This is a genomic window from Proteus sp. MB838 (assembly GCF_054767435.1).
This window is the reverse complement of the sequence record NZ_BAABMO010000021.1, coordinates 1-25400: the sequence shown is the minus strand read 5'-3', so window position 1 is coordinate 25400 and position 25400 is coordinate 1. Positions and strand designations below refer to the sequence as shown.

Annotated in this window: 18 protein-coding genes, 1 pseudogene and 1 other annotated feature; of the genes and pseudogenes, 8 read left to right on the top strand and 11 right to left on the bottom strand. The window is 40.1% G+C overall.

What is annotated here, in order from left to right; genetic code table 11:
* Positions 1–104 precede the first annotated feature (104 nt).
* Positions 105–773: a DedA family protein gene (locus tag ACYUCW_RS10595; RefSeq protein WP_143475662.1), complete on the bottom strand. Its 669-nt coding sequence runs from the start codon at positions 771–773 to the stop codon at positions 105–107.
* 723 nt (positions 774–1496) lie between these two features.
* Between ACYUCW_RS10595 and sstT the strand changes: the two are divergent.
* Positions 1497–2749, top strand: a pseudogene (gene sstT / locus ACYUCW_RS10590) (serine/threonine transporter SstT).
* Between the two features lie 139 nt (positions 2750–2888).
* Here the strand turns inward: sstT and ACYUCW_RS10585 are convergent.
* The gene (locus ACYUCW_RS10585; RefSeq protein ID WP_460408559.1) at positions 2889–4907 is read right to left on the bottom strand and encodes an oxidoreductase; all 2019 of its coding nucleotides are present in this window, start codon (positions 4905–4907) and stop codon (positions 2889–2891) included.
* A gap of 269 nt (positions 4908–5176) precedes the next feature.
* On the opposite strand from ACYUCW_RS10585, the gene ACYUCW_RS10580 reads away from it, so the two are divergent.
* Positions 5177–5593, top strand: a complete 417-nt coding sequence (locus ACYUCW_RS10580) for a DoxX family protein (protein ID WP_004245241.1) — start codon at positions 5177–5179, stop codon at positions 5591–5593.
* A 116-nt stretch (positions 5594–5709) separates the two neighbouring features.
* Here ACYUCW_RS10580 and ACYUCW_RS10575 read toward each other — a convergent pair whose 3' ends face one another.
* The 5 genes from ACYUCW_RS10575 to ACYUCW_RS10555 all read right to left on the bottom strand — a co-directional run bounded on the left by ACYUCW_RS10575 (position 5710) and on the right by ACYUCW_RS10555 (position 14675).
* On the bottom strand, positions 5710–8508 hold the full coding sequence (locus tag ACYUCW_RS10575; RefSeq protein ID WP_004252659.1) for a M16 family metallopeptidase: 2799 nt from the start codon (positions 8506–8508) through the stop codon (positions 5710–5712).
* Positions 8498–10207 carry an ABC transporter ATP-binding protein/permease gene (locus ACYUCW_RS10570; RefSeq protein WP_004248944.1) on the bottom strand — a complete coding sequence of 570 codons (1710 nt, stop codon included), beginning with the start codon at positions 10205–10207 and terminating at the stop codon, positions 8498–8500. The genes ACYUCW_RS10575 and ACYUCW_RS10570 overlap by 11 nt, the downstream gene beginning before the upstream one ends.
* 62 nt (positions 10208–10269) lie before the next feature.
* A complete protein-coding gene (locus tag ACYUCW_RS10565; RefSeq protein ID WP_004248945.1) occupies positions 10270–13020 on the bottom strand; it encodes a TonB-dependent receptor in 2751 nt (916 codons plus the stop codon).
* A gap of 103 nt (positions 13021–13123) precedes the next feature.
* On the bottom strand, positions 13124–14137 hold the full coding sequence (locus tag ACYUCW_RS10560; RefSeq protein WP_012368855.1) for a FecR family protein: 1014 nt from the start codon (positions 14135–14137) through the stop codon (positions 13124–13126).
* Positions 14127–14675, bottom strand: a complete 549-nt coding sequence (locus ACYUCW_RS10555; RefSeq protein WP_049203181.1) for an RNA polymerase sigma factor — start codon at positions 14673–14675, stop codon at positions 14127–14129. Before ACYUCW_RS10555 ends, ACYUCW_RS10560 begins: the two co-directional genes overlap by 11 nt.
* Positions 14676–14846: 171 nt before the next feature.
* Between ACYUCW_RS10555 and ACYUCW_RS10550 the strand changes: the two genes are divergently transcribed.
* Positions 14847–15638 carry an energy transducer TonB gene (locus ACYUCW_RS10550; RefSeq protein ID WP_004248948.1) on the top strand — a complete coding sequence of 264 codons (792 nt, stop codon included), beginning with the start codon at positions 14847–14849 and terminating at the stop codon, positions 15636–15638.
* A gap of 96 nt (positions 15639–15734) precedes the next feature.
* On the opposite strand, the gene ettA is transcribed toward ACYUCW_RS10550, so the two are convergent.
* Positions 15735–17402 (bottom strand): energy-dependent translational throttle protein EttA, encoded by a 1668-nt coding sequence (gene ettA, locus ACYUCW_RS10545; RefSeq protein ID WP_004248950.1) that lies wholly within the window; start codon positions 17400–17402, stop codon positions 15735–15737.
* A gap of 341 nt (positions 17403–17743) precedes the next feature.
* On the opposite strand from ettA, the gene sltY reads away from it, so the two are divergent.
* Both sltY and trpR read left to right on the top strand, forming a co-directional pair.
* The gene (gene sltY / locus ACYUCW_RS10540) at positions 17744–19663 is read left to right on the top strand and encodes a murein transglycosylase (RefSeq protein ID WP_004248951.1); all 1920 of its coding nucleotides are present in this window, start codon (positions 17744–17746) and stop codon (positions 19661–19663) included.
* A 101-nt stretch (positions 19664–19764) separates the two neighbouring features.
* Positions 19765–20076 carry a trp operon repressor gene (gene trpR, locus ACYUCW_RS10535; protein WP_004248952.1) on the top strand — a complete coding sequence of 104 codons (312 nt, stop codon included), beginning with the start codon at positions 19765–19767 and terminating at the stop codon, positions 20074–20076.
* An 89-nt stretch (positions 20077–20165) separates the two neighbouring features.
* On the opposite strand, the gene yjjX is transcribed toward trpR, so the two are convergent.
* The gene (yjjX, locus tag ACYUCW_RS10530; protein WP_004248953.1) at positions 20166–20705 is read right to left on the bottom strand and encodes an inosine/xanthosine triphosphatase; all 540 of its coding nucleotides are present in this window, start codon (positions 20703–20705) and stop codon (positions 20166–20168) included.
* Between the two features lie 51 nt (positions 20706–20756).
* On the opposite strand from yjjX, the gene gpmB reads away from it, so the two are divergent.
* Positions 20757–21404 carry a 2,3-diphosphoglycerate-dependent phosphoglycerate mutase GpmB gene (gene gpmB, locus ACYUCW_RS10525; RefSeq protein ID WP_004245229.1) on the top strand — a complete coding sequence of 216 codons (648 nt, stop codon included), beginning with the start codon at positions 20757–20759 and terminating at the stop codon, positions 21402–21404.
* A 43-nt stretch (positions 21405–21447) separates the two neighbouring features.
* Here the strand turns inward: gpmB and robA are convergent, their stop codons facing one another.
* A complete protein-coding gene (gene robA / locus ACYUCW_RS10520) occupies positions 21448–22350 on the bottom strand; it encodes an MDR efflux pump AcrAB transcriptional activator RobA (protein ID WP_017628237.1) in 903 nt (300 codons plus the stop codon).
* Between the two features lie 201 nt (positions 22351–22551).
* Here robA and creA point away from each other — a divergent pair, with 201 nt between their 5' ends.
* The gene (creA, locus tag ACYUCW_RS10515) at positions 22552–23028 is read left to right on the top strand and encodes a protein CreA (RefSeq protein WP_004248955.1); all 477 of its coding nucleotides are present in this window, start codon (positions 22552–22554) and stop codon (positions 23026–23028) included.
* Between the two features lie 183 nt (positions 23029–23211).
* On the opposite strand, the gene arcA is transcribed toward creA, so the two are convergent.
* Complete coding sequence (gene arcA / locus ACYUCW_RS10510) at positions 23212–23928, bottom strand: two-component system response regulator ArcA (RefSeq protein ID WP_004245226.1); 717 nt, start codon at positions 23926–23928, stop codon at positions 23212–23214.
* A gap of 678 nt (positions 23929–24606) precedes the next feature.
* Positions 24607–24725 (top strand) — a sequence feature (Thr leader region).
* 21 nt (positions 24726–24746) lie between these two features.
* Between arcA and ACYUCW_RS10505 the strand changes: the two genes are divergently transcribed.
* Positions 24747–25400: amino acid kinase family protein (locus ACYUCW_RS10505; protein WP_460408556.1), on the top strand; the 654-nt coding region annotated here is incomplete at its 3' end.

Here is a 25400-nt window from a genome sequence, read left to right as displayed (position 1 = left end):
TCAGTAATAGCTTGAAATAAAAAACAAAAGCCTGTTTTAATCATAAAACAGGCTTTAAGATGCTAAATATTAACGCTATAGAAAATAATAGAAATAGCGATAGATTACGGTTGATTACTCTGTTTACTTTTCTTCTTAATGACGACCCATACACTCCCGATTAGGCCAATCACTAATAAACAAACAGGCAGTAGCATCAGAAAATTCATTAAATGATGCTCATATTGGCGGAATAACGGACTATTTCCTAATAAATAGCCTAAGGTGGTTAAAATACCAACCCATAACAGACCACTTAGCCAATTAAAAACTTGAAAACGACAGTTTTGTAAGCCAGCAAGGCCGGCAATAGTCGGCAATAATGTTCTAACAAAAGCGAGAAAACGACCAATAAGTAACGCCGCCAAGCCATGTCGATGGAAAAGTCCATGGGCTCGTTGGTGGTAGTGTTCTGGTAAATGTGATAACCAACTTCGTACAAGTCGGGTGTTACCAAGCCACTTCCCTTGCAGATAACCCAGCCAACAACCTAAGCTAGCACCTGCCGTTAGAATAAGTAAGGTTAATGGAAAATCCATGGTTCCTTTAGCAATTAACACACCCACTAAAATTAATAAGCTGTCTCCTGGTAAGAAAGCTGCGGGTAGTACTCCGTTTTCTAGGAATAGTATGCTGAATAATAAAATGTAAATAATCCAAAGCAGTGAGGGATTCGCTAAGGTTTCGTAATCTTGATGCCAAAGCGCCAAGAACAGCTCTCTTACGATTTCCATATAAAAGGCTTCCTAAAACTGAGTCATTCGGGGGTAAATACAAAAACATTCTCTCTTGTTATCTATTTACCCGTAATACATATCATAGGGTTTATTTTTCATTGTTTAAAACAGCAACACTCTAACAAAATCAATAAAAACTAGACAGAAAATTTTTTCACTTAAATACCCTACAAGCGCTTCATTGAGCAAGAATATTTGAAAAAAGACATTCACTTTTGTTTTCCAGTTTAGGATACGTTGTTTTAAAGAAAAAACCTTAAGAAAACGTAATAATAGAATTACTATGATGATGTTTTACTGAGATAAAAAAGCATTATTTTTCCTTGCTGATTGAAGCTAATGTCATGGTTATTTATTCATCAAAAAAAGTGTTTTAAAGTTGCCAATTGGCTAGTTAAATTGATTTAAATGTTATTAAAAAGTTAAAATTAAACTCATCAAGTGATTAAGAAAAATCAAGGTAAATAGTATAAGAGTTAGTTTTTTATTTAACGATTAAATCTAACCTTATGATAATAATAATTTCTTTCATTTGTGGACTGTACGTTAAAAAGAACAAAATCCTATTATGATCACAATTGTGTTATTTTGTTGTTAACAAAAATAGCTAATGATGTATATTTTGCAAAATAAGCTTTTCAGCAAGATTCATTTCCTTATACTGGCAAAAGCAAGCACACAATTGCTTTTTTAAATATTATTTTAAGTAATGGAATAACTATGGATAAACAACAATCCAGAGTACTTAACCTGCTTTTTCAGGGAAGTCTCGTTAAACAAATACTTGCTGGTTTAATTGCGGGTATTTTACTGGCTTGGTTAGCACCAGAAGTGGCTAAAATGATGAGCTTATTAGGTAACTTATTTATTAGTGCCTTAAAAGCCGTTGCGCCTGTTTTAGTCTGGGTATTGGTTATGGCTTCGATTGCCAACCACCGTCAAGGACAAAAAACCAGTATACGTCCCATATTAGCGCTTTATCTGCTGGCGACTTTCTTTGCTGCACTAACAGCAGTAGTGGCAAGCTTTGTGTTTCCCTCAGTATTAACGCTAGTTGTCAATAATTCACAGCTATCGCCACCTGAAAATATTGCTGAAGTCTTAAAAGGTGTATTAATTAATGTGGTGGCTAACCCTGTAGATGCACTGATTAACGGCAATTATATGGGGATTTTAGCTTGGGCTATTGGCTTAGGTTTAGCGTTACGCCATGCAAGTGATACGACTAAAGCATTAACACAAGATTTTGCAGATGCGGTAACTAACCTTGTGCGTGTGGTGATCCGTTTAGCGCCAATCGGGATTTTTGGCTTGGTATCATCAACCATTGCTACGACTGGCTTTAAAGCTTTAGCTGGCTACTTGCATGTCTTACTTGTTTTAATTGGTTGTATGCTGTTTGTTGCGCTCGTTGTCAACCCATTGATTGTATTTTGGAAAATTCGCCGTAATCCTTATCCATTAGTATGGGCTTGCTTACGTGAAAGTGGTGTTACTGCCTTCTTTACGCGTAGTTCAGCGGCTAATATTCCGGTGAATATGGCAATGTGTCGTCGTATGAATTTAAATGAAGATACCTATTCTGTCTCGATCCCATTAGGTGCGACCATTAATATGGGGGAGCGGCAATCACTATTACTATTTTAACACTTGCTGCGGTAAATACCTTGGGTATGCCTGTGGATATTCCAACAGCCTTATTGCTAAGCCTTGTTGCTGCTATTTGTGCTTGTGGTGCATCAGGGGTTGCTGGTGGCTCGCTACTGTTAATTCCGCTTGCTTGTAGCATGTTCGGTATTAGTAATGATCTGGCGATGCAAGTGGTTGCAGTAGGTGTGATGATTGGTGTCTTACAAGATTCAGCAGAGACTGCATTAAACTCATCAACTGATGTGCTATTTACCGCAACGGTCTGCATAGCCGAAGATGAGCGTTTAGTTGCCAATCCATTAACTGAAAAAAATAATGGCTAAAGAGTATAAGTAGTAAATAGATATAAAGAGTAGTAAGACAGGAAGGGTAGTAAGTAACAACAAAAATTAATAATAAAAACAGAAACCCCATATAGGAAACTATATGGGGTTTCTGGTTATTGATATGATAAATCGAGTGTTAAATAGTAAGTGCTAATTCTGTTCCCTGCTTAATGGCTCGTTTGGCATCTAATGCTTTAGCCTCTTTTGCCCCGCCAATAAGATGGACGGTTTTATTTTCTTGTTGTAACGCTTGCAGTAGCGGACGATAAGATTGTTGTCCGGTACATAAAATCACGCTATCAGCCGCGAGCAGTTGCTGTTGTTCATTATGTTCAATTATTACTCCTTGCTCGGTAATTTTTTGATAATGGCAGCCCGTGAGCCATTTGACCCCTTTTTTCTGCAATGTTAAGCGATGTATCCAGCCTGTTGTTTTACCTAAACTTAAGCCAAATTTCCCACTCTTACGTTGCGTCATAACAATCTGTTTGTCTTTTTTAATAAAAGGATCGGCTGAGGTGATCCCTCCGCGATGCGTAAGTGTTGGGTCAATTCCCCACTCTTTATTAAATGCACAAGGGCTTAAACTACTGCATTGGCCTGTTTGGGTAAGATAAAGGCCAGTGTCAAAACCAATACCACCACTGCCAATAATCACCACTTTTTCGCCGGTTGGCTGATGATATTTAAGGACATCAAGATAGGTTTTTACTATCGGATTATCATGGCCATCAATCTCTGGAATATGAGGGATAACACCACTGGCTAAAATAATTTCATCAAAATGTTGCAGATGGCAAAGTGTCGCTTCCGTATTATTTTTTACGATCACCCCCGTGATTTGCAATTGCCGCTTAAAGTAGCGCAATGTCTCTTTAAATTCTTCTTTACCCGGAATTTGACTGGCAATATTGAGTTGTCCACCAATACGCTCTTCTTTTTCAAATAAAGTAATATGATGACCACGTTTAGCTGCTGTAATGGCAAATGCTAATCCTGCCGGGCCTGCGCCAACGACAGCAATTTTTTTAGGGGCTTGAGTCGGGGTTAAAATAAGCTCTGTTTCTCGACAGGCAAAAGGGTTTACAAGACAAGATGCTGGGTGACCACTGAATATCTCATCTAAGCAAGCTTGGTTGCAGGCAATACAGGTGTTTATCTCATCCTCGCGACCAAGTTGCGCTTTCAATACGAATTGCGGATCGGCAAGAAAAGGACGCGCCATAGACACCATATCTGCACAGCCTTCCGCTAAAATAGCTTCAGCCACTTGAGGTGTATTGATACGATTAGAAGTGATAAGAGGAATGTTGATTTTTCCCATCAATTGGCGAGTGACATAAGCAAATTGTCCTCTTGGTACCATAGTGGCAATAGTGGGGATACGGGCTTCATGCCAACCAATACCACTATTGATTAGGGTTGCTCCGGCCTTTTCTACTGCTTGAGCAAGATAAAATACCTCTGAGGCATTAGCTCCCTCGGTAATTAAATCTAACATTGATAAACGATAGATAATGATAAAGTGTTCACCCACAGCTTCTCTTATGCCAGCTAAAATACGTAATGCAAAACGACAACGATTTTCAATAGAGCCACCCCATTGATCATCGCGTTGATTCGTATGACTTACTAAAAACTGGTTAATTAAATAGCCTTCAGATCCCATGATCTCAACATCATCATAGCCTGCTTTCTGAGCCAACTTAGCGCAATGAATATAATCTTCAATAGTCTGTTCTATCTGCTCCTGACTCATTGCTTGGGGCATAAAAGGGGTGATAGGTGATTGGATCGCTGAAGGGGCGACTAAATTAGGCTGATAACTATAACGACCAGTATGTAAAATCTGTAAAGCGATTTTCCCATCCTGTTTATGTACCGCATCAGTGACTAATTGATGAGAAGCGAGTTGATCTTCTGACATTAGCGTTGCTGCATGTGGCAACAATACACCTTGCTTATTAGGGGAGATCCCACCGGTGACAATAAGTACCACCCCTGCTGCAGCTCTTTGAGCATAAAATTCAGCAAGCTTAGGTGCATCATGTGGATCTTCTTCTAGTCCGGTATGCATAGAGCCCATCAAAATACGATTTTTAAGCGTAGTAAACCCTAAATCAAGGGGAGAAAATAAATAAGAATAGTGTGCCATCAGATACCTTTTTTATACTGGTCAGATGAGATATCTATAGCATAACGAGAAGTTGCTGATTAAGAGTAGATTATGTTAATAAGTTGTGATCTTAATCATGGAAAAGGTGAATAGCTCCTAATTAAACGATAATAATCTAAATGCCTCGTCAACCATAACAAATAATGATAATAAAAGTTGCACTCATTCATATTTTTTAATCATATAATAATAAATACCCATTAATACGTATTAAAAATGCCCATCACATTGTTGATTTTGGAGACGTTATGATTAATAAATTTAATCAGCTTACAAACCATCCCGATTTAGGTAAGTTTGTTTTACGTGTTTCGCTAGGTGTCTTAATGTTATTACACGGATTACACAAAATGGAGCCAGGAGGACTTGCCGGTATACAGGGAATGTTGGCAAATATTAATTTACCTGCATTTATTGCTTATGGCACATTACTGGGTGAAGTTCTATGTCCTATCTTACTGATTATCGGTTTATTTACTCGATTTTCAGCATTTGTTGTGGCGGCAACCATGGGGGTTGCGGTGCTGATGGTACATTCCGGTGATCTTTTAGCCTTAGATCCCAAAACGGGGGGATGGGCACCTGAAAGTGCTGGCTTCTATATGTTTGCTGCGATTGCGGTGATGTTTTTGGGTAGTGGTCGTTGGGCGCTCAAAAAAGATTAATAAATTTAATAGACAATAATATTGAATGAAACATTGCTAAGTTATTCAGGTTAGATGAATAAACGCCCAGAATAAAGATATGCTGGGCGTTTATTATTAAAGTGATAAATAGAAATTTATTGCTTTGTTGGTGGTGTTAGTTTGAAGATTTTTTCATTTTCACCCAACCACTGACGAGCAACTTGATTAACATCACTGACACTTATTCCGTTGACAATCGCAGTCTCAGTTAATAGTCGTTGATATTGTTGGTCATCTGTTGCCACTTGGGCAAGTGCATCAGTCCAATAGCTAGCACTCTCTTTGGCTTGCCCATATTCAGTTAACCAAATATTTTTTGCCTCTTGTAATTCTTTATCGGTAATACCCGCTTGTTTTACGTCATTGACCACTTTACGCGCAAGTGCAATTAATTCATCTGCCCGCTGTGGTGATGCGGTAAAGTTTAAACGTCCGGTATAAAAACTACTTGGCAGCTTGGTTAGTGACTCAGAAAAGCCTAGCGAGTAGATCCCGCCCGCTCGTTCACGAAGATTAAGCCTTAAACGTTGGCTGACAACGGTATCAAGCAAGTTAAGTGCTAACAGTTGCTGTTGTGACCATTGGGCTTTGGCTGCGTATTGAATACTGATCATACTCTTATCGCTACTGGCAATAGGGTAGGTTTTATTAAATGAGCTTAATTTGGGATTAATCGCCGGATCAGCCCAAAATAGACGTTGCGATGAACGTGTCGGCAGCGTTGCTATCCAACGTTCGATCATCGGTTTGGCCTGATTTAGGTTAATAGGCCCACTAATCACCAATACCATATCGGCAGGCTGTCCTAGAAGTGATTGATTCGTTTGTTGTAATTGTTGGGCGGTAAACTGTTGCCAAGGGCCTTGTGGCGAAATCACTAAGCGCTCACCGTTTTGATAGCTCTCTTTATTAATATGATCTAAGAAAATACGTTCAACTGGTGTTTTGGCGATCCCTAATGCCGTTGCTTGTTTTTGTTGCTCTAATTTTTGCCCATTAAATTGTGGTGCCGTCACTTTTAAATGCAATAAGGTCAACAAGGTGTCTAACTCATCAATAGGCGCTTCGCCACGCAAGCCGTGGAATAACAACTCACTGTATGGACGCAAACTGATTTGATGCTGTTTACTAAATAACGCTAACTCTCTTGCGTTGTAATGCCCATATCCACTCACTTCTGGTAAGTTTAATGCCCACTGTACCAAGCCTAAACTTTGTCCTGTTTCCAGAGAAACACCTCCGGGAATACGCAGTGATACTTGGATATTGTCTTTTAGCCACTGGTCATTTTTAATAATAACTTTTACGTTATTGCTCAGTGTCCACAGCTGTGTTTTTTCAATCGGAAGTGTTTGTGTGGTGACAACAGTACCGGTTTGCTCAGGTTTAATATCTAATACCACCGCATGGGTTTTCAATGTAAACGCACCGGGATCAGATTGTCTAATCTCTTGCCAGCGTTGCGAGGCTTTAGTGGCACTAAATACCTGACTATCACTATCTGGGCCGATAATTGCCACTCGTGGTGAAGCTTGTGTTAGGTATTGGGCAAAATAGTGTTTTAAGGTATCAGGTGTAACGTTATTTATTAGTTGATAACTTAAGTTTAACGCCTGCTTTTTGCTTTGGATTGGCATTTCTAATTCAAGTGCCGTAGTAATTTGGTTAGCTAAATAACCATGCTCATAGCGCTCTTCACCAGCAGCTTGTTGGCTAAGACGTTTTAACAGCGCATTGCGAGCATTATCTAACTCTTGCTGAGATACTGGCTGTGAGGCTAAACGCTGTACCTCAGTAAATAGAATATCTAATGTACCTTGATAATCATCCCCTTTAGGATGGGCAATCATCAATTGTTGTGAGCGACGGGCATCTAACATCGCACCTTGTGTATTGGCACTGACGGAAGGCACTAACCCATTATCAACAATGGTTGAAAAGCGCTGGTTTAAGATGGAGAGCCACAAGGAGTCCATTAAATCATCATATTGACCTTGGCGACTATTTAATGGTGCAGGCAGTGTACGCTGTAGAGTGAATTGCACAATGCGTGAGCCTTGCTCTTTATCAAAAATCGTCTTTACTAATAAATCTTTATTGTCGATAAAGCGGTGCCATGATGGAGAGTCAACGCCTTTGTTTTCACTATTTTTTGCATTGAACATCTGGGTAATATCAGCAATCGCATCACCTTGATTAAAATTACCCACTAACACCAATGCCATTCTTTCAGGCTGATACCAAGTATCGTAATAACGTTTTGCTTCTTTGACATCACCATGCTTAACGATATCTAAGTCCCCAATGGGATCACGATCTAGATAACGACTGCCATAATAACGTAACTCTTCAAGTTGGCGATTAATACGAAAACCAATACCTTGGCGTAATCGCCACTCCTCGACGATCACCGGACGCTCTTTATCAAACTCAACGGGATCAAATGTCATGCCAAAGGCCCAATCGGATAAGATCCTCAACCCTGTTTTTATTTGGGTCGGATTGGCATTAGGCAGGGATAATTTATAGGTTGTTGAGTTTAAGCTCGTTGCCGCATTAACATGACTCCCCAACTTCATTCCTAGGCTTTCAAGCTGTTTAAACCCAGTTGTTCCCGGAAAATGAGTCGTGCCTTTAAAGGCCATATGCTCGGTAAAGTGGGCAAAGCCAAGTTGTTTTTCATCTTCTTGTACCGAGCCACTTTTCACCAGTAAACGCATTTCAACCCCCGTTTGTGGGCGTTGTAGCAAATAGACATTTAAGCCATTATCAAGCGTAAAATGGCGAATATCGGGGCGCAGTGAAAGGGTATTATTGGTATGCTCAGACGAGGTGCCTGTTGCACAACCCAGAAGTGATAAACTGACTGAGATAATCAGTAACTTACGATACATATTCAGTAACTCCAGCTGATTGAGAGGAGGACGCAGTCGGCGCTTGTAATGAAATTACTTGCTCGGCAATAGCGTGAGTGAAACGCTGATGACTGACTAAGACAATGCCCGAGGTTGGTAGATGCTGTTTAAGTAATAACAACATATGTAGGGCATTTTGTTCATCAAGAGCGGATGTGGTTTCATCTAATAAAATAAGATCGGGTTTATTGAGTAATAAACGGGCAAAGATAAGACGTTGTTGTTCACCACCGGATAAGCGTGTTGTCCAATCTGTTTCCAGTGAAAGCTGATTTTTTATTTTATCTAGCCCCACCCAATGAAGCACTTCTTGGTACTCTTGTTGTGAGAACTGAGATGCTTGGCAAGGATAAGCCAATAAGTTATCTAAGCGGGCAACAGGCAGATACATACGTTGTGGGAGCCAACTGATATTGGTTACCCGTTGAATATCTCCTTTAAAATAAGGCCAGTGGCCGCTTAACGCACGTAACAGTGTTGATTTCCCGATACCTGAGCTACCTTCAATTACCGCCAATTCACCCGCTTTGAGAGAAAAGTGAATATTGTTAATTAATAATCTATCGTCTTGCATAAATAGCGATAAATTGGCTGTCAGCTTAGTTTGTTTATCATCTAACTCGGTGATCTCAGGTTGGTGATCATGCTCTAACAACACCACAAAATGATAAAGACGGGTAACCGTTGCCTGCCATGCGGCAATCTCTTTATAGGAGAAAATAAACCAGCTTAATGCCCCAGCAACACTGGAGAAGGCTTGTCGTAACTGCATTAATCCCCCTAGCATTAATTCGCCGGCGAGGAATTTTGGCAAAGCAAAAATAATTGGCGCCATTGCCGTGGCTTGCTGATAACCCACAGTAAAGAAAGCAAGGTTTCTTTCATAACGGATAAGGTTATTCCAGTTGCGGATCACCCCTAAAAAGCGTCCCATCAGTTCATGACGATCGCTCATTTCACCCCGTTGACCAGCAATAGCATCACCATGTTGTTTACGTGTGATAAGCGCAGTACGGTAATCTGCCTCTTTACGCTGTTTATCCATATTGATTTTACGTAATGGAGAACCAATGAGCTGGGTGATGGTGATCCCGATAAGGGTATAAATAATACAGGCCCAGAACATATAACCCGGTATATTCCACTCTTTGCCTGCTAAAGAGAAAGAGAGCGCACCAGAGAGTGACCATAAAATAGTGGCAAAAGAGATAAGCGTTAACAGTGAATGTAAAAAGGTCACCGTTAAGCGCATTGTCGATTCAATCAGTAAACGAATATCTTCAGCAATTCGTTGGTCGGGGTTGTCTGGCTCTTGCGAGGTTAACCGCAACATATAGTGTTTACTATTTTTTGATAGCCAGCGCTCAAGCACTTGCTCTGTCATACCTTCACGCCAGCGAATGATCATTTTTTGGCGTAAGAAATCACCCATCACGACTACGGTAATTAATCCGGCAATAATAATCACAAACTGTTGAAGCAGTTTATATAAGGCTTGCCCATCGAGTTGTTGTAGGGCGTTATAGAAGCTGCCATTCCATTCATTCATTTTGACGTTAAACCAAACGGATGAGAGGGTTAACGTTAAAGAGAGAATTAATAGGAACCAGCAGTAAAGGGCGGTACGCCGCCCCCAAAAAGGTGAAACCAAATAGAAAAATTGTTTTATTGTTTTCATTGCTTATTTGTCATGTTTTTATTGTTTATTGACTCGGTTGCTCACATTAACTTCATCAATTTTTAATAGTCATAGCTGACTTGTAGCCAGAACTGTCGACCTGGCTCGTAAGATTTGTACTCTTTATCTTGATAGGTAATGTAATCATTGACATTTTTGGTATTGAGTACGTTATTCACTTCAACGGAAATACCTACACCGTAAGCAAATTCAGGCTGCCAACTGAGCTTGGTATCCCAAGTAAAACGGCTACTGTAATGACGTTTTTTATATTCAAATAGCGGGCCGTACTCACTTGGTTTTGGCGCACCATTATTGGCTTTCTCTGCTTGTGAACGAGCTCCATTCCATTGCAAACGGTTAAACCAAGTCACTCCTACATCATCCCAAACACTGGTTAGCTCAGCGGTCACTTTTAACGGCGAGTTAAAGTTGTCAGAGGGTAAGTCTTTGGCATTGATAATTTTTCCGCCATACCACACCTTGTCATAGTTCATCCCTTGAACGCTGGGATCAAAATTGGCATAACCTGAGTCTTTTGGCGTATTGGTTTTGCTTTTTTGCCAGCTAATCGAAGCATTAAAGACGTGGTCGGCTTTAGCAAGCTCCCATGGTTGGCTATTTCTCACGGAGAGCGTTAAGGTATCGTGTGTACTACGGCCATTATTATTGAAGTGCCGAATAGCACGTTTTTCATCAATGGTTGAGTCTGGATATTTAGTATCACTACGCACCTCATCACGACCATTGCGATGCACATATTGTAAACGCCAAGTGGTTGAGGCTATCTCTTGTTGTAGACCTAAAGTGAATTCATCGTTATAAGGGGTTTTTAGTGAATCAACACCATCAAAGTCGGTACGATTAGTCCACTTTTCCTCCGATGTTTGACAGTCAAAATAGCAGTGTTGTAAACCGGCATTTTGCGCACCATAAAGGGCGTAAGTGAGCATTGAACGTCCATAGTAACGGTTTACCCCACCAATAATTAAAGTATTACCTGTGCCCCAAATATCGTAAGTAGCACTTAAACGAGGTGAGAGATTGTTTTTTTGTACAAAATCATCACGATCTAAACGTACACCGGGACGTAAGGTGAGGCGTTTATATTGAATATTATCGTCAATAAAAAATGAATAATTGGTATAAGACGCATTATGGGTACCCGCTAGAAAACGCGTCGTTTGTGATAAGCTTCCCATCCATTCATCATTGACCGTCATGCCGCGATAGGTATAGTTGTAATAGGTTTTATCACGAATATAAGCGCCTTTGGTGCGGCTAATTTCAAATCCGGTGGTGGGGCGATGAGTGACGGTACCCCACACGATGGGATCAAAACGCATAATACTCTTGGCGCTATAGGTTTCTTGTTTACTACGCAGATCACCTTGACCACCACTGGAGACTTGATTAGGGTGTTGCCAATCAGTGTAATCTTCTACTTTGATAAAGTAGTCTTGATCATTGGTGCGTTTATCTTCCAGATTTTGATAACCTGCGGTTAACTCTAAGGTTCCTAGCGCAAGTTGATGCTTATAAAGGGCGGTAAAACTGAGTCCATTATGTTCATTATCATAACCGGAGTTATACACAGAGCTGGAGAACAGATAGCTCTTATAACGGGCAATATTACTTGATAGATCAAAAGATTGTTTATCAGAGATATTCCAAGAATATTTGATAAAGTAGTTATCTGAAGTACGCGTTTGATCACGATAATGTGGGCTTTGTAATACATGCTCTAATTCGCCTTCAGGGGTGTGAACAATTCCCCCTTCAGCACTTATCATCATCGGAATGGTTGATTCCCGACGAGAAGCTGAGAAAATTAATCCTGTATTTTCCGTTAAACCTGTTTCAAACCAACCGCCATAGTTTTGTTTATCATATTTTTTCTGGAAACGGGCTGGATTACTAAAATCATTATTTGCAGTATCAAATTTTAATTTGGGATCGGTGAAAATATTATTCCAGCTTGAACGGGTAGTACGGTAATAGGCATTGGCATGGGTTTCACCAGACCAACGACGACTTTGTACTTCAACTGTGCCTCCAGTAAATCCGCCAAATTCAACGGGAATATTGTTATCGTAAACGGTGACACTATCAATAAGTCGACTATCAAGATACATCCCTTGCTCATCACTGGTAATACGGGTATTGGTTTCACCATTGCCCGAATTGGCCGGATCAAAGTCATTATTAAAACTGACGCCATCAAGTTTATAGGCATTTTGATAGCTACTGGAGCCATGAATAGAAATACGTGAGGGCTTAATTTCACCTTGGTTCATCGAGTTGCTATCGTTATTTGCAAATTGAACCGCAGGGTTACTTTTAAGTAAGTCGGTGACATTGCCATCGCCAGTATTACGTTGCTTTATCTCTTCAGAGGTGATGTATTGTGGTGCTGAAACAACATCTGTAGCAGGATGATAACTGCTTCCCACCCCTGTGACTTTAACTTCAGGGATCACAATCGTACTGCTTGTTGCTAATGGACGAATAACAAAGCCATTTCCCTGTGAAATAATTTCCATACCACTACCGATTAACACCTTTTGTAATGCGGTATGGGTTTCATATTGACCAGAGAGTGCAGGAGCCCGTAAGTTTTTTATTGCGTTGGCATCAAACAGAATTTGTACCTGACCTTGTTTAGCGATAGTGTTTAAAGAATCAGCTAAAGATTGCTCTGGTAAAGAGACTGATAGCGTTGCTGCATAACTATAAGGGGCTGCCACGGTAGCCGTTATTAATAATGTGAGTAGCGACCTTTTTAGAGGCCTTTTTTTATTATTTATTCTCATTTCACCAATCCCATTCATAGACTTAATAATTTTTGTTACTAAGTAAGAGGATGAAATGAGAATTATCCTCACCTGTAAAAAAGAATATTTTTCATGTTTATTTTTACTTATTGATAATTAACACATTATTTTTATCAGTAAAAATAACATTAACCGGTAAAAGTAGCGGAAGTGCAGTAATAAAGCTTTTCGCGTCATTAATATTTGCCACACCTGATACCTTTATTTTGGCTACATCGGCTGATGAGATATGAACGTTGATATCCAGATAAGGTTTTAATTTAGTGATCACGTCACCAAGTGGTTGTTCAAAGAAATGGAGTTGCCCAAAACGCCAGCTTCCTACAGAATCAGCATTGACTGAGGAAATGACAAATTGATTATCGGTTGATTGGCTAATTGCTTGAGAGCCAGCATATAGGTAAGTCGCAGGGGATTTTTCTGTGGCTTTAACTTCAACAATGCCTTCATGTACGGCGACACTAATTTGATTATTTTGATAACGACTCACTTCAAATTCAGTACCGACAACTTTAATTAATCGCTCATCAGCATGGACATAAAATGGCCGATAAGGATTGGGTTTTACTTTAAAATAAGCCTCACCTTTATCTAACCAAAGGCGTCTTTGGGTTTGGACATACGAGACGCGTACCTGTGTATTTCTATTTAAAAAAACTTTAGAGCCATCAGCGAGGGTCATCTCTTTAGGAAAATTGCTGGTGGCTAAGGTCATATTATCCATTAACAGGGCAGGTAAATGACTATAAGGAAGATATAACACAGCAACTAAACAGAGTGCGGCTGTAGTGTGAATAAAGGGGCGCCAGAGTGAAGATTTCCTTTTTTCTATAGGCACAATAGTAGGGCGTGGTAAGGCTTCACAACTATGCCAAATTTCCGCGATAGCTTGATAAGCTTGTTGATTATCTTTATCTGCTACCCACTGTTTAAAGGCTTGTCGTTGCTGTGAACTCATTTGCTGACTATGTTGACGGGTGAACCAAAGCGCAGCTTGTTCATCAATAGATTGCTGGCTTAATTGATCATGGGTATCTGCCAAAAGCGTTGCAGGCGCCTCATCTGTGTGAGGTTGATTTCCCGACTTACTCGTCATTGGTGCATTTCTCCTGTCCTGCATCGACATATCTTTTACAATGTAATAGTGCTGCGGCAATATGTTTCTCTACCATGCTTATCGAAATTTCCATTTGTTCTGCAATTTCGCTTTGTGATAATCCATCAAAGCGATAAAGAATAAAAGCTTCTCGACGGCGGGGAGGAAGAGTATCAATAGCTTGTGTCAGTAAATCTAAACGCTGTTGATGCTCAAGGACGTACCCGGGATCAAGCTCTGTCGTATAGGTCTGTACCGCATCTTCTAATTGATAATCTTCTTGATAGATATATTTTTGTTTTTGGTTTTTCCTCCAATGATCGATCAAAACGTGGTTCGCTATTTTAAATAAAAAAGCACGCTGCTCTTGGACAGGAGTTTGTTCTTTTCGATTTAGCCATAGTGTAAACACATCTTGAGACAAATCATCCGCATCATGGTGATTACCCGTACGTTTTTGGAAAAAACGTACAAGCTGACCATAGGTTGATTGGTAGGCACAACTGATTTTTTGTGCTAATGATTTATCGCTAGTCATAGTCTCTGGTGTCTAAAAAAGAGTGAAATAATAAGCTCTTACTGCTTCTAATAAGGAATTTTTATAATCAATATTTAGCTAATTTTTTATTGTATTATTAATAATAAGCAATATCATTTGTGTTTGTATTATGCCTATAATTCATTAGAAAGAAAATCAGAGGCAAGAATTATGAGTAGTATGTCGGCGACTTTTCCACGCCGTTGGTCCTTTTCTATTGGTGGGTTAACTGCCAGTATTGTGTTTCATGTCACCTTGGTTGTTGTTGCTATAGGTTGGATAACGACGAAAGATGAGCAATATGCGGTTTTACCTCCAGCAATGACGATGCAAGTGGGGCTTTATCAATTGGCAAAAGCAGAGCCCAAAGAGGTTCCTGTTGGGCCTGAACAGGTGATGTCAGTTCCAGAAGCTGCCGAGCCAGAGCCGATGAAAGAGCAACTTGATGTGCCTAAAATGCCTGTAGTCGAACAGGGAACTTATGAGCGAGTTGCGGAAAAGCCAAAGGTGAAACCCGTGGTTAAGCCTAAGCCTGTCGTGGTAAAAGTGCCTGATGATCTTCCCGTTTCTCAAGCGCCAGCAGATACCACAACCGCCCCGTTATCGGGTGAGAACGCGACCAGTAGTGCTGATTTTACCAGTACCGCTTCATCATCTCGCAGTGGCCAAATGGGGTGGGAAAGTTTAGTCCATAGCCATATTGATATGTATAAACGTTACCCTCGTGCAGCATTACGTTTTAAAGCGACAGGAGTGACACAAGTTGAAATTTCGCTCAATGCAAAAGGTGAGTTATTAGATGTGAGTATACAAACCTCGTCTGGTAATCGTATCCTTGATAAAGAAGCGATTAATACTATTAAACGGGCATCGCCATTTCCGGCACCTGAAAGCCACCGTTTAGTTAACGGCTCTTTTTCATTTATTGCGCCCTTGAGCTTTGACTATCGGCAAAGTAGTTAATATCGTCATTGAATAGTGTAAGCCAATAAAACGTAAAGAGAGAGAATAAAAAAGCAGAGGGTGAGCTCTGCTTTTTTGCGTTCAGCTAAATAATGATTACTTAGTGATGCGTTTATATTTCATGCGACGAGGTTGGATAGCTTCGTTACCTAATGTCCGTTTTTTATACTCTTCATATTCAGTAAAGTTACCTTCAAAGAATTCGACTTTACCTTCATCTTGATAATCGATGATATGAGTGGCGATACGGTCTAGGAACCAACGGTCATGGGAAATGACCATAGCACAACCTGGGAATTCTAATAGCGCATTTTCCAAGGCGCGTAGCGTTTCAACATCCAGATCATTGGTCGGTTCATCGAGCAGCAACATATTGCCGCCGACTTGGAGAAGTTTCGCAAGGTGTAAACGTCCACGCTCACCTCCGGACAGTTCGCCAACGCGTTTACCTTGGTCAACGCCTTTAAAGTTAAAGCGGCCCACATAAGCGCGACTTGGGATTTCAAAGTTACCAATGCGCATAATATCTTGACCACCAGAAACTTCTTCCCAAACCGTTTTGCTGTCATCCATACTATCGCGGAACTGATCAACAGAGGCCAGTTTCACCGTCTCCCCTAAAGTCACGGTTCCTGAATCAGGTTGTTCTTGACCTGAGATCATACGGAACAGCGTTGATTTACCGGCACCATTTGGACCGATAATACCGACGATAGCGCCTTTAGGAATGGAGAAACTTAAATCATCAATCAGAACGCGATCACCATAAGATTTAGTGAGGTGACTCACTTCTAGCACTTTATCCCCTAAACGAGGTCCAGGTGGAATAAATAGCTCACTGGTTTCATTACGTTTTTGATAATCAACGCTATTGAGTTCTTCAAAGCGAGCAAGACGAGCTTTACCTTTAGCCTGACGACCTTTAGGATTTTGGCGGATCCACTCAAGTTCTTTTTGAATCGATTTATGGCGAGCGGCTTCAGTGGCTGCTTCTTGTTCAAGACGCGCATCTTTTTGCTCTAACCAAGAGGAGTAGTTACCTTCCCACGGAATACCTTCACCGCGGTCAAGTTCTAAGATCCATCCTGCGACATTATCAAGGAAGTAACGGTCGTGGGTAATCGCCACAACAGTGCCTTCATAATCATGTAAGAAGCGTTCTAACCAAGCAACAGACTCAGCATCCAAGTGGTTAGTCGGTTCATCTAACAACAGCATATCTGGCTTTTCTAACAGTAAACGGCAGATAGCCACACGGCGACGTTCACCACCAGAAAGATGTTCAATTTTGGCATCCCAATCTGGTAAACGTAGTGCTTCTGCTGCACGCTCTAATTGGTTATCAAGATTATGACCATCGTGAGATTGAATAATCGCTTCTAGTTGACCTTGCTCTTTTGCCAGTTGGTCAAAATCAGCATCAGGATCAGCATAAGCTGCATACACTTCATCAAGACGATTGAGTGCATTTTTGACTTCGCTTACCGCTTCTTCAACGGCTTCACGCACTGTTTGTTGTGGGTTTAATTTTGGCTCTTGTGGCAAGTAGCCAATTTTTAGACCCGGTTGTGGACGTGCTTCACCTTCGATATCGGTATCGATACCGGCCATGATACGCAGTAAGGTTGATTTACCGGCACCATTTAGACCAAGCACACCAATTTTCGCGCCCGGAAAGAAGCTGAGTGAGATGTTTTTAAGGATATGTCGCTTAGGGGGAACAACTTTCCCGACACGCAACATACTATAAACGTATTGAGCCACTATAATTACCCTTTGATTATAAAAGAGATTTTATCTGAAGTGTCAGTTTTTGCGTTAAACACAAAAAAATGTAAATAAGCAATGAATATATGACACCTAAATGAACAATAGTAAAGTCAATGTCAGTATTTTGCCAAAGACCCGAAAACGATGAAAGTCGCCAGTATACCCGATTTATAAAAGAAAACCTTAGGTAAAAGAGAGGTTTTTATCATCCTTGAGTGCTTGTTAGAAAAGTGAGGAAAATTTCATTTAAAGAGGGAACTAACATTGTTAATGATTATCATATTAGCTAATGTATTTATTCTTTGGATGTTTAAATTTGAGGTGGGAGAGGTAACGTGGTTAAGCAAAAGTGGTCCTTCGTCTTGGCAATTAGTACATTGTGTTTCTCTGCGTGGGCACAAGCAGATTCATTAAGTGAACAACGAACACGTTACCAAGAAATTAAAGCAGCTTGGGATGCTAAAGATACAGCACAAGTTGAAAAATTATTACCGACATTACAAGATTATCCTCTTTATCCCTATCTTGAATATCGCCAAATTACCGACAATCTTGATGTGGTCGCTCCGGCTGTGGTGACTGAATTTGTCGAAAAATATCCAACTTTGCCACCCGCGAAAGCACTACCTTCTTTGTTTGTTAATGAATTAGCAAAACGTCAAGAGTGGCAAAACTTACTGACTTTTAGTCCTAATCCTCCTAAGCCTAAAGCAGCAAGGTGTAACTACTATTATGCTAAATGGGCGACAGGGGATAAACAAACGGCGTGGGTTGGTGCAAAAGAAGCGTGGTTAAACGGTACTTCTATGCCTTCAAGCTGTGATCCGCTATTTGATGAGTGGCAAAAAGCAGGAAATTTAAGCATTGAATTAGTGTTAGAGCGGATTAATTTAGCAATAAAAAGTGGTAATACTGGGTTAGCAACTTATTTAGCTAAGCGATTGCCGATGGATTATCAAACGATTAACGATGCCATTGTTGAACTACAAGATCACCCTAATCTGGTTGCTCGTTATGCCACACAACTTTCACCAACAGATTTTACGCGTAATATTGTACAAGCCGCATTTTCACGTTGGGCGCGAAAAGATGCCGATAGTGCAAGAGCACAGCTTGATAGTATTGCCAGAGCTCAAAAAATGACGACAGCTGAACGCCAATTAATGCGTGATACGGTCGCTTGGCAATATATGCCATATGCCACACCAGAGCAGGCTAAATGGCGTGATAGTGTGATACAAGATACCGCTTCAGATACCCTGCGTGAGCGTCGTGTGCGTTTAGCGTTAAGCCAAAATCAGCCCGCAGAATTAGCTTTATGGTTAGAAAGATTATCACCTGAAAGTAAAAATAAAGAGGAGTGGCGTTATTGGCGAGCGATGGTGTTGCAATCGCAAGGTAAAAACAGTGAAGCACAAGCGCTTTTACAAGAACTAACACAACATCGCGGTTTTTATCCTATGGTGGCGGCTGAAAAGCTAGGTAAACCTTATGTTATGGTAATAGACAAAGCGCCAAGTGTTTCACCCACAATTCCACAGCAACCTGAAGTGCAACGAGTACGCGAATTAATGTATTGGCAAATGGATAATTTAGCGCGTACTGAGTGGGCAAATTATGTTGCCACCCAGCCTGCTACCACACAATCTCAACTAGCGCGTTATGCTTTTGAGCAACAATGGGCTGACTTAGCAGTACAAGCAACGATTACTGGTAAAATGTGGAACCATTTAGAAGAGCGCTTCCCACTTGCATGGCAAAATGAATTTGAACGATATACGAAAGATAAAGCGATAGATCGCAATTATGCGATGGCGATCGCTCGCCAAGAAAGTGCATGGAACCCACAAGCTCGCTCTTCAGCAGGGGCAACGGGTCTTATGCAAGTGATGCCGAAAACCGCAGAGTTCACGGTAAAACAAGCAGGTATTACCGGGTATGCAAGTAGTGCGCAACTGACAGATCCGGTTAAAAATATTGAAATTGGTACCGCTTATCTTGATTCTGTTTATCAGCGTTTTAATCAAAACCGTATTTTATCTAGTGCAGCCTATAATGCAGGTCCTGCACGGGTTGACCGTTGGTTATCTGATGCTAATAACCAACTAGATGCTATTGCTTTTATTGAGAGTATTCCATTCGCAGAAACGCGCGGTTATGTCAAAAATGTACTCTCATTTGCGGTATTTTATAGCTATTTTGCCGGAGAGCAACAACCGGTATTAACTCAAACTGAGTGGAATAGTCGTTATTAATGAGATAATTAAGCGATTTATTAATGGAACCTCTTTGTTACAGGATAAAATATGCTATAGTTTGTACTAGTTTATGAGTGTGGCTAGAAGAGGTTCCCACTATGCTAGATCCTGCATTATCACCAGAGGAGAATGAACACTGGGTACGTTTTGTTGAGTTATTACGCCAAGCGTTTGAACAGGGAGTTGAATTTCCTGTTTTACAACTTTTAATGACACCGGATGAGCGCAGTGCATTAGCAACAAGAGTGCGTATTGTTCAAGAATTAATGCGTGGGGAATTAAGTCAGCGAGAGCTAAAAGAGCTATTAGGGGTTGGCATCGCCACTATTACCAGAGGTTCTAATAGCTTAAAAACAGCACCCCATGATGTGAAATTATGGCTTGAAAAAGAGCTTATGATAAAAAAATAATTGCCTATTCGTTAGAAATAAAAATGCCATTTAATCAGTTGGTTAAATGGCATTTTTCTAAAATAGCGACAAGAGGACTATTTAATCACTCATTCATCATCTTTTTTGTTAAGTTGTTTATAAATATCATGAGTGACGGGGACTAAAGCTAATACAATCGCTTGTTGGTAAACAGAAGTGCGACTTAATAAACCATCAGTAAAATAACCAATAGCGCCACCTTTTTGCTTAATATTATCAATCTTGGTTAAAAATGCCATTTCATCGCCAAGTTCACGACCTTCACGAACACCTTTTAAGATCTGTTCCGGTAGCATTAAACTGGCTGAGCGAGATTCACCGCGAATTTGCTCGTGTTCGATAACAATCCAAGCAAAAGTCATATCGTCTTCAATACCCGCTTCAACACCTACCCAAAAGTCAGCTTCTGGACGTACTTGTCTTGCGGCCATCACACGTTGGCGTGCGCCAGTTCTCGTTTCTGTATTTCCAATAGGTTGCTGTGGAACGCGGCTATCGACATTAATATCTTCAATATCAAAGGTATCTTTACCGAACACTTGCTCAAAGGCGAGTTTGATCGCGTTGATTTTTGCTGGATTCGTAGTGGCTGCAATGACATGATACATAATGAGTTAATCATCCTTTGAAAAATTAGAGCAGTATAACGGAAAAAATGTATGTTACAGGTCTATCTTGTTCGCCACGGTGAAACTGAGTGGAACGTGGCGAGACGTATACAAGGGCAATCTGATAGCCCACTAACAGCAATGGGTGTGCGACAGGCACAACAAGTTGCTGAAAGAGTAAAATCAGCAGGTATTACCCACATAATTTCTAGTGATCTTGGCCGGACTTGTCAGACGGCAGAGATTATTGCACAAGCTTGTCGCTGTGACGTAATCACGGATCCCCGTTTGCGTGAACTTGATATGGGCGTTCTTGAACAGCGAGAGATCGCCACATTAAATACACAAGAAGAAGCTTGGCGCAAGAGTTTAATTGATGGTACACCTGATGGACGAATTCCCCAAGGAGAATCCATGGTGGAATTAGCTAATCGTATGCAGGCTGCTTTAAACAGTTGCTTGGCGTTACCAGAGCATAGCCGTCCTTTACTGGTGAGTCACGGTATTGCATTAGGTTGCCTGCTAAGTACTGTGTTAGGCCTACCTGCTTACGCTGAACGACGTTTAAGACTACGTAACTGTTCAATTTCACGAGTAGACTATCAAAACAGTCCTTGGCTCGCTAATGGATGGGTAATCGAAACAGCAGGGGATGTGAGTCATCTTACTGATATCGCTCTTGATGAAGTACAGCGCTAATGACAATAACAGACTCTCTTTGCTGTAAAAGAGAGTCTTATTGTTAGGCCATTTCGCGTTTAATGGGAATATAATACTCAAAACGCTTAATATGATCTTGTGGCTCGGCGGTCATCACATTGTCATAGTGCACTTCTTTAAGATAATACTTTTCAATATCATGTCCTTTACGGCGAGTAAGCCCCATGGTTGGCAAGCAAACACCATAAATTAAGAATAAAAATTCCTGCATGGCACCTCGTTTGGCCTCTCCCTCGAAGTCAAAGCGAATATAATCGCCAGCCTCTAATATGACTTCATAAGCAGTATCATCTTCTACAAAACTCGCATAAGCAGGCTCAACGGCGGTGGTGTAGATAACGCGCTGTTCATCTTCATGCTCATCACTGTGTTGTGTATGGTGCAAACCATAAACCTCATGGGGGATAGTGTTTACCTTAGTAATATAATTTTGCCAAAATGTCTGACGCATATCGGAACAAGCATTGGCCCATTGTTCTAGTGTATGGCTACAAGTTTGTTCAATACCAATCAATTTTATCTCCGGTAATTGCACATATTCCCATTTAGGCAAAGGCTGAGGATCTAATTTTATTGGAGGACAAATACCTACAGCACACCACTCATCAGAACGGCGATATAGGGCTGGAGTTCTATCAAACTGCTTTTTAAAGGCGCGAGTAAATGTTTGTTGAGAATCAAAACGATATTGTAAAGCGATATCTAAGATAGGACGACTTGTTAAACGCAATGCCACAGCCGCGCGAGATAGACGCCTCGAACGAATATAAGAACCAATCGCCTGCCCTGTTACTTCTTTAAACATGCGTTGTAGGTGCCACTTAGAGTAACCCGCTTTAGTTGCGACATTATCGAGGGATAGTGGCTGATCCAGATTATTGTCAAGCCAGGCGAGTAAATCACGTATGATGTTGGTTTGATCCATACATCTCCCTTAGTCATATTCGTTTATTTATGCTGTAGATGGTAAATAGCCTGAACGTCTATAACAAGTTATATTGTTAGATAAAGATGAAATATAGTCTTTTTCAATGAGTCATGTATACAAATTATTCTACCAGTTAACAAAAGTTTGCTTTATCCTAGACAAAATCATTCTTTCTTCTTTTTATGGAATAAATTTAATATGTTTAATTTCAAAAAGATACTCGCACTTTCTATCTTGCTTCCTATGTCAATAATGGTGAAAGCTGAAGAAATTGGTTATGTCGATACGGTTTTTAAGTTTTTTGGTGCCAATCATAAAATTGTCATTGAAGCTTTTGATGATCCTGAAGTCAAAAATGTCACTTGCTATTTAAGCCGTGCTAAAACAGGGGGCATTTCCGGTAGTTTAGGGCTTGCTGAAGATACCGCCGATGCAGCTATTTCTTGCCAACAAGTAGGGCCAATCGAATTAAGCGAAAAAGTCTTAAAAGGTAAAAATCGTGGTGATGTTGTTTTTCAAAAAAGAACGTCACTAGTCTTTAAAAAGCTACAAGTGGTGCGTTTTTACGATAAAAACCGCCATGCACTGATATATCTTACTTACTCTGATAAGGTTATCGATGGCTCACCGAAAAATGCCATTAGTGCAGTACCCATCATGCCATGGAAAGAGTAATTTTTTTAATTAATTAACAAAATTAATAAGATTAAGTGTAAGAAATTTTTTTAGTTGATAAATTAGTTTCTATTTAAAATAGTCGCTAAGATCAATTTTTATCTTTTATGCTTTAATAAAGAAAAACCCCGAAACTGAAATCCGGGGTTTTTAGCATTATTTTTTACTAGGGTAACACTGATATCACTCGTCTAAATCACCACAGAAACGATAACCTTCACCATGGATAGTAGCGATAATCTCAGGTGTATCAGGGGTTGATTCAAAGTGTTTACGAATACGACGAATGGTAACGTCTACAGTACGATCATGAGGTTTTAATTCACGACCCGTCATTTTTTTCAGTAATTCTGCACGAGTTTGGATTTTTCCTGGGTTTTCGCAGAAATGTAACATCGCACGAAACTCACTACGAGGTAATTTATACTGTTCACCTGTAGGGCTAATAAGAGAGCGACTATTAATATCTAGCTCCCAACCATTAAATTTATAGCTTTCAACTAAACGACGCTCTTCTGTGCCATTCGCTAAATTCATAGTGCGTGACAATAAGTTACGAGCACGGATAGTTAATTCACGAGGATTAAATGGTTTAGTGATGTAATCATCGGCACCAATTTCAAGGCCTAAGATTTTATCAACTTCATTATCACGACCTGTTAGGAACATTAATGCAACACTTACCTGTTCACGTAATTCACGGGCTAATAGAAGACCGTTTTTACCAGGAAGATTAATATCCATAATAACCAGATTGATATCATGGTCGGACAGAATATTATGCATCTCGTTGCCATCAGTGGCTTCGTGTACGATATACCCTTCAGCTTCGAATATGCTTTTCAGGGTATTACGAGTAACTACTTCATCTTCAACAATCAGAATGTGCGGGGTTTGCATATTTGCTACCTAAAATTACCAAAAATAGAAAAAGGATATCTGTGTGTAACTTCTGTGTGTGCAAGGTGTGTGGTTATTCATTTTTGTTATTAGCACGCCAAAATTAGACCCAGATGAAAATTCGATAAATAACCATCACGTTATTAATTACAAACATGACCTATTTTACTGACAATGGACGTTAAAATCAGAATGTAAAATGCCCATAGTCTATTAACAGCAATATAACACCTGTTGTATTAAATACCATCTAAAAAGCTAACTTTTGTTGACACATATCAAAATCAAGATAACAGCTTAACCTTGATTTCAATAGTTAACTATATAATTTGATTTATGTAATGCAAAAGAAAAATATATGTTAAATATAGTGAGATTTTATCTTTTTACCAGTTTTGTTACAAAAAAAGAAGTGAAATAAAATACCTTATTATTTGTAAAAGTACAAATGTCTAAGTAACTCTTAAATGGTAGCGTTATTTTCTGTAACTCCCCCTTATTAGTAGTAATATGTATACTACAATATAAGTAATGCTCGAATAAATTTTATTTAAATTGTAGGTAAATTGAGGCAATAGAAAAGAAAAAATTTGACATCTCTCTCGCTTTGCTTTAACCAGTATAGGGTCAAACTAATTTTGAGACAGACAGGATTGTTATGCGTACTTACAGCCCAGTGACTATGAATACAATTATTACCACCACCACCACCGGAATTTTATATTGCGGGGCGGGCTGTCGCATATAAAAAACAAAAAACGAAAAAGCCCGCATTGAGAAATGCGGGCTTTTTTTTGGCGAAAAATCAGGAGAGCTGTATGCGAGTGTTAAAATTTGGGGGAACTTCAGTTGCCAATGCAGAAAGGGTGCTGAATGTTGCTGATATCGCTGAGAAAAAACGAGAGCAGGGACAAGTCGCTCTGGTATTATCAGCACCTGCCAAGATAACGAATTACTTGGTGGCAATGATTGAAAAAACGGCAGAAGGAGAAGAACCTCTCACTCAAGTACGAGAAGCAGAGCAAATCTTCGCTAATCTATTGCAAGGTTTACGAGAAAATCAACCTGGTTTTGATTACCAAGGCTTAAAAGACAAAGTTGAGCGTGAGTTTGCTGAGATTAAACATATCCTGCATGGTATCTCCCTATTAGGGCAATGTCCTGATAGCATCAATGCTGCGATGATTTGTCGTGGTGAAAAGCTTTCGATTGCCATTATGGAGTCGGTGTTACAAGCTAGAGGATATAACGTTACCGTCATTGATCCGGTTAAAAATCTCCTTGCTCAAGGTCATTATCTCGAATCGACAGTGGATATTCCTGAATCAACTCGCCGTATTTCCGCTCTTAATATTCCGAAAGATCATATGATCTTGATGGCAGGTTTCACTGCCGGTAATGAAAAAAATGAGCTTGTGGTTCTCGGTCGTAATGGCTCAGATTATTCAGCCGCCGTATTAGCCGCGTGTTTA

Excerpts from the sequence above, each read along its gene's own strand:
- ACYUCW_RS10565 (WP_004248945.1), bottom strand. The coding sequence starts at position 13,020 with ATGAGAATAAATAATAAAAAAAGGCCTCTAAAAAGGTCGCTACTCACA.
- ACYUCW_RS10580 (WP_004245241.1), top strand. The coding sequence starts at position 5,177 with ATGATTAATAAATTTAATCAGCTTACAAACCATCCCGATTTAGGTAAG.
- trpR (WP_004248952.1), top strand. The coding sequence starts at position 19,765 with ATGCTAGATCCTGCATTATCACCAGAGGAGAATGAACACTGGGTACGT.
- gpmB (WP_004245229.1), top strand. The coding sequence starts at position 20,757 with ATGTTACAGGTCTATCTTGTTCGCCACGGTGAAACTGAGTGGAACGTG.
- creA (WP_004248955.1), top strand. The coding sequence starts at position 22,552 with ATGTTTAATTTCAAAAAGATACTCGCACTTTCTATCTTGCTTCCTATG.
- ACYUCW_RS10570 (WP_004248944.1), bottom strand. The coding sequence starts at position 10,207 with ATGAAAACAATAAAACAATTTTTCTATTTGGTTTCACCTTTTTGGGGG.
- robA (WP_017628237.1), bottom strand. The coding sequence starts at position 22,350 with ATGGATCAAACCAACATCATACGTGATTTACTCGCCTGGCTTGACAAT.
- ACYUCW_RS10585 (WP_460408559.1), bottom strand. The coding sequence starts at position 4,907 with ATGGCACACTATTCTTATTTATTTTCTCCCCTTGATTTAGGGTTTACT.
- ACYUCW_RS10575 (WP_004252659.1), bottom strand. The coding sequence starts at position 8,508 with ATGTATCGTAAGTTACTGATTATCTCAGTCAGTTTATCACTTCTGGGT.
- ACYUCW_RS10595 (WP_143475662.1), bottom strand. The coding sequence starts at position 773 with ATGGAAATCGTAAGAGAGCTGTTCTTGGCGCTTTGGCATCAAGATTAC.
- ACYUCW_RS10560 (WP_012368855.1), bottom strand. The coding sequence starts at position 14,137 with ATGACGAGTAAGTCGGGAAATCAACCTCACACAGATGAGGCGCCTGCA.
- yjjX (WP_004248953.1), bottom strand. The coding sequence starts at position 20,705 with ATGTATCATGTCATTGCAGCCACTACGAATCCAGCAAAAATCAACGCG.
- ACYUCW_RS10550 (WP_004248948.1), top strand. The coding sequence starts at position 14,847 with ATGAGTAGTATGTCGGCGACTTTTCCACGCCGTTGGTCCTTTTCTATT.
- arcA (WP_004245226.1), bottom strand. The coding sequence starts at position 23,928 with ATGCAAACCCCGCACATTCTGATTGTTGAAGATGAAGTAGTTACTCGT.
- ACYUCW_RS10555 (WP_049203181.1), bottom strand. The coding sequence starts at position 14,675 with ATGACTAGCGATAAATCATTAGCACAAAAAATCAGTTGTGCCTACCAA.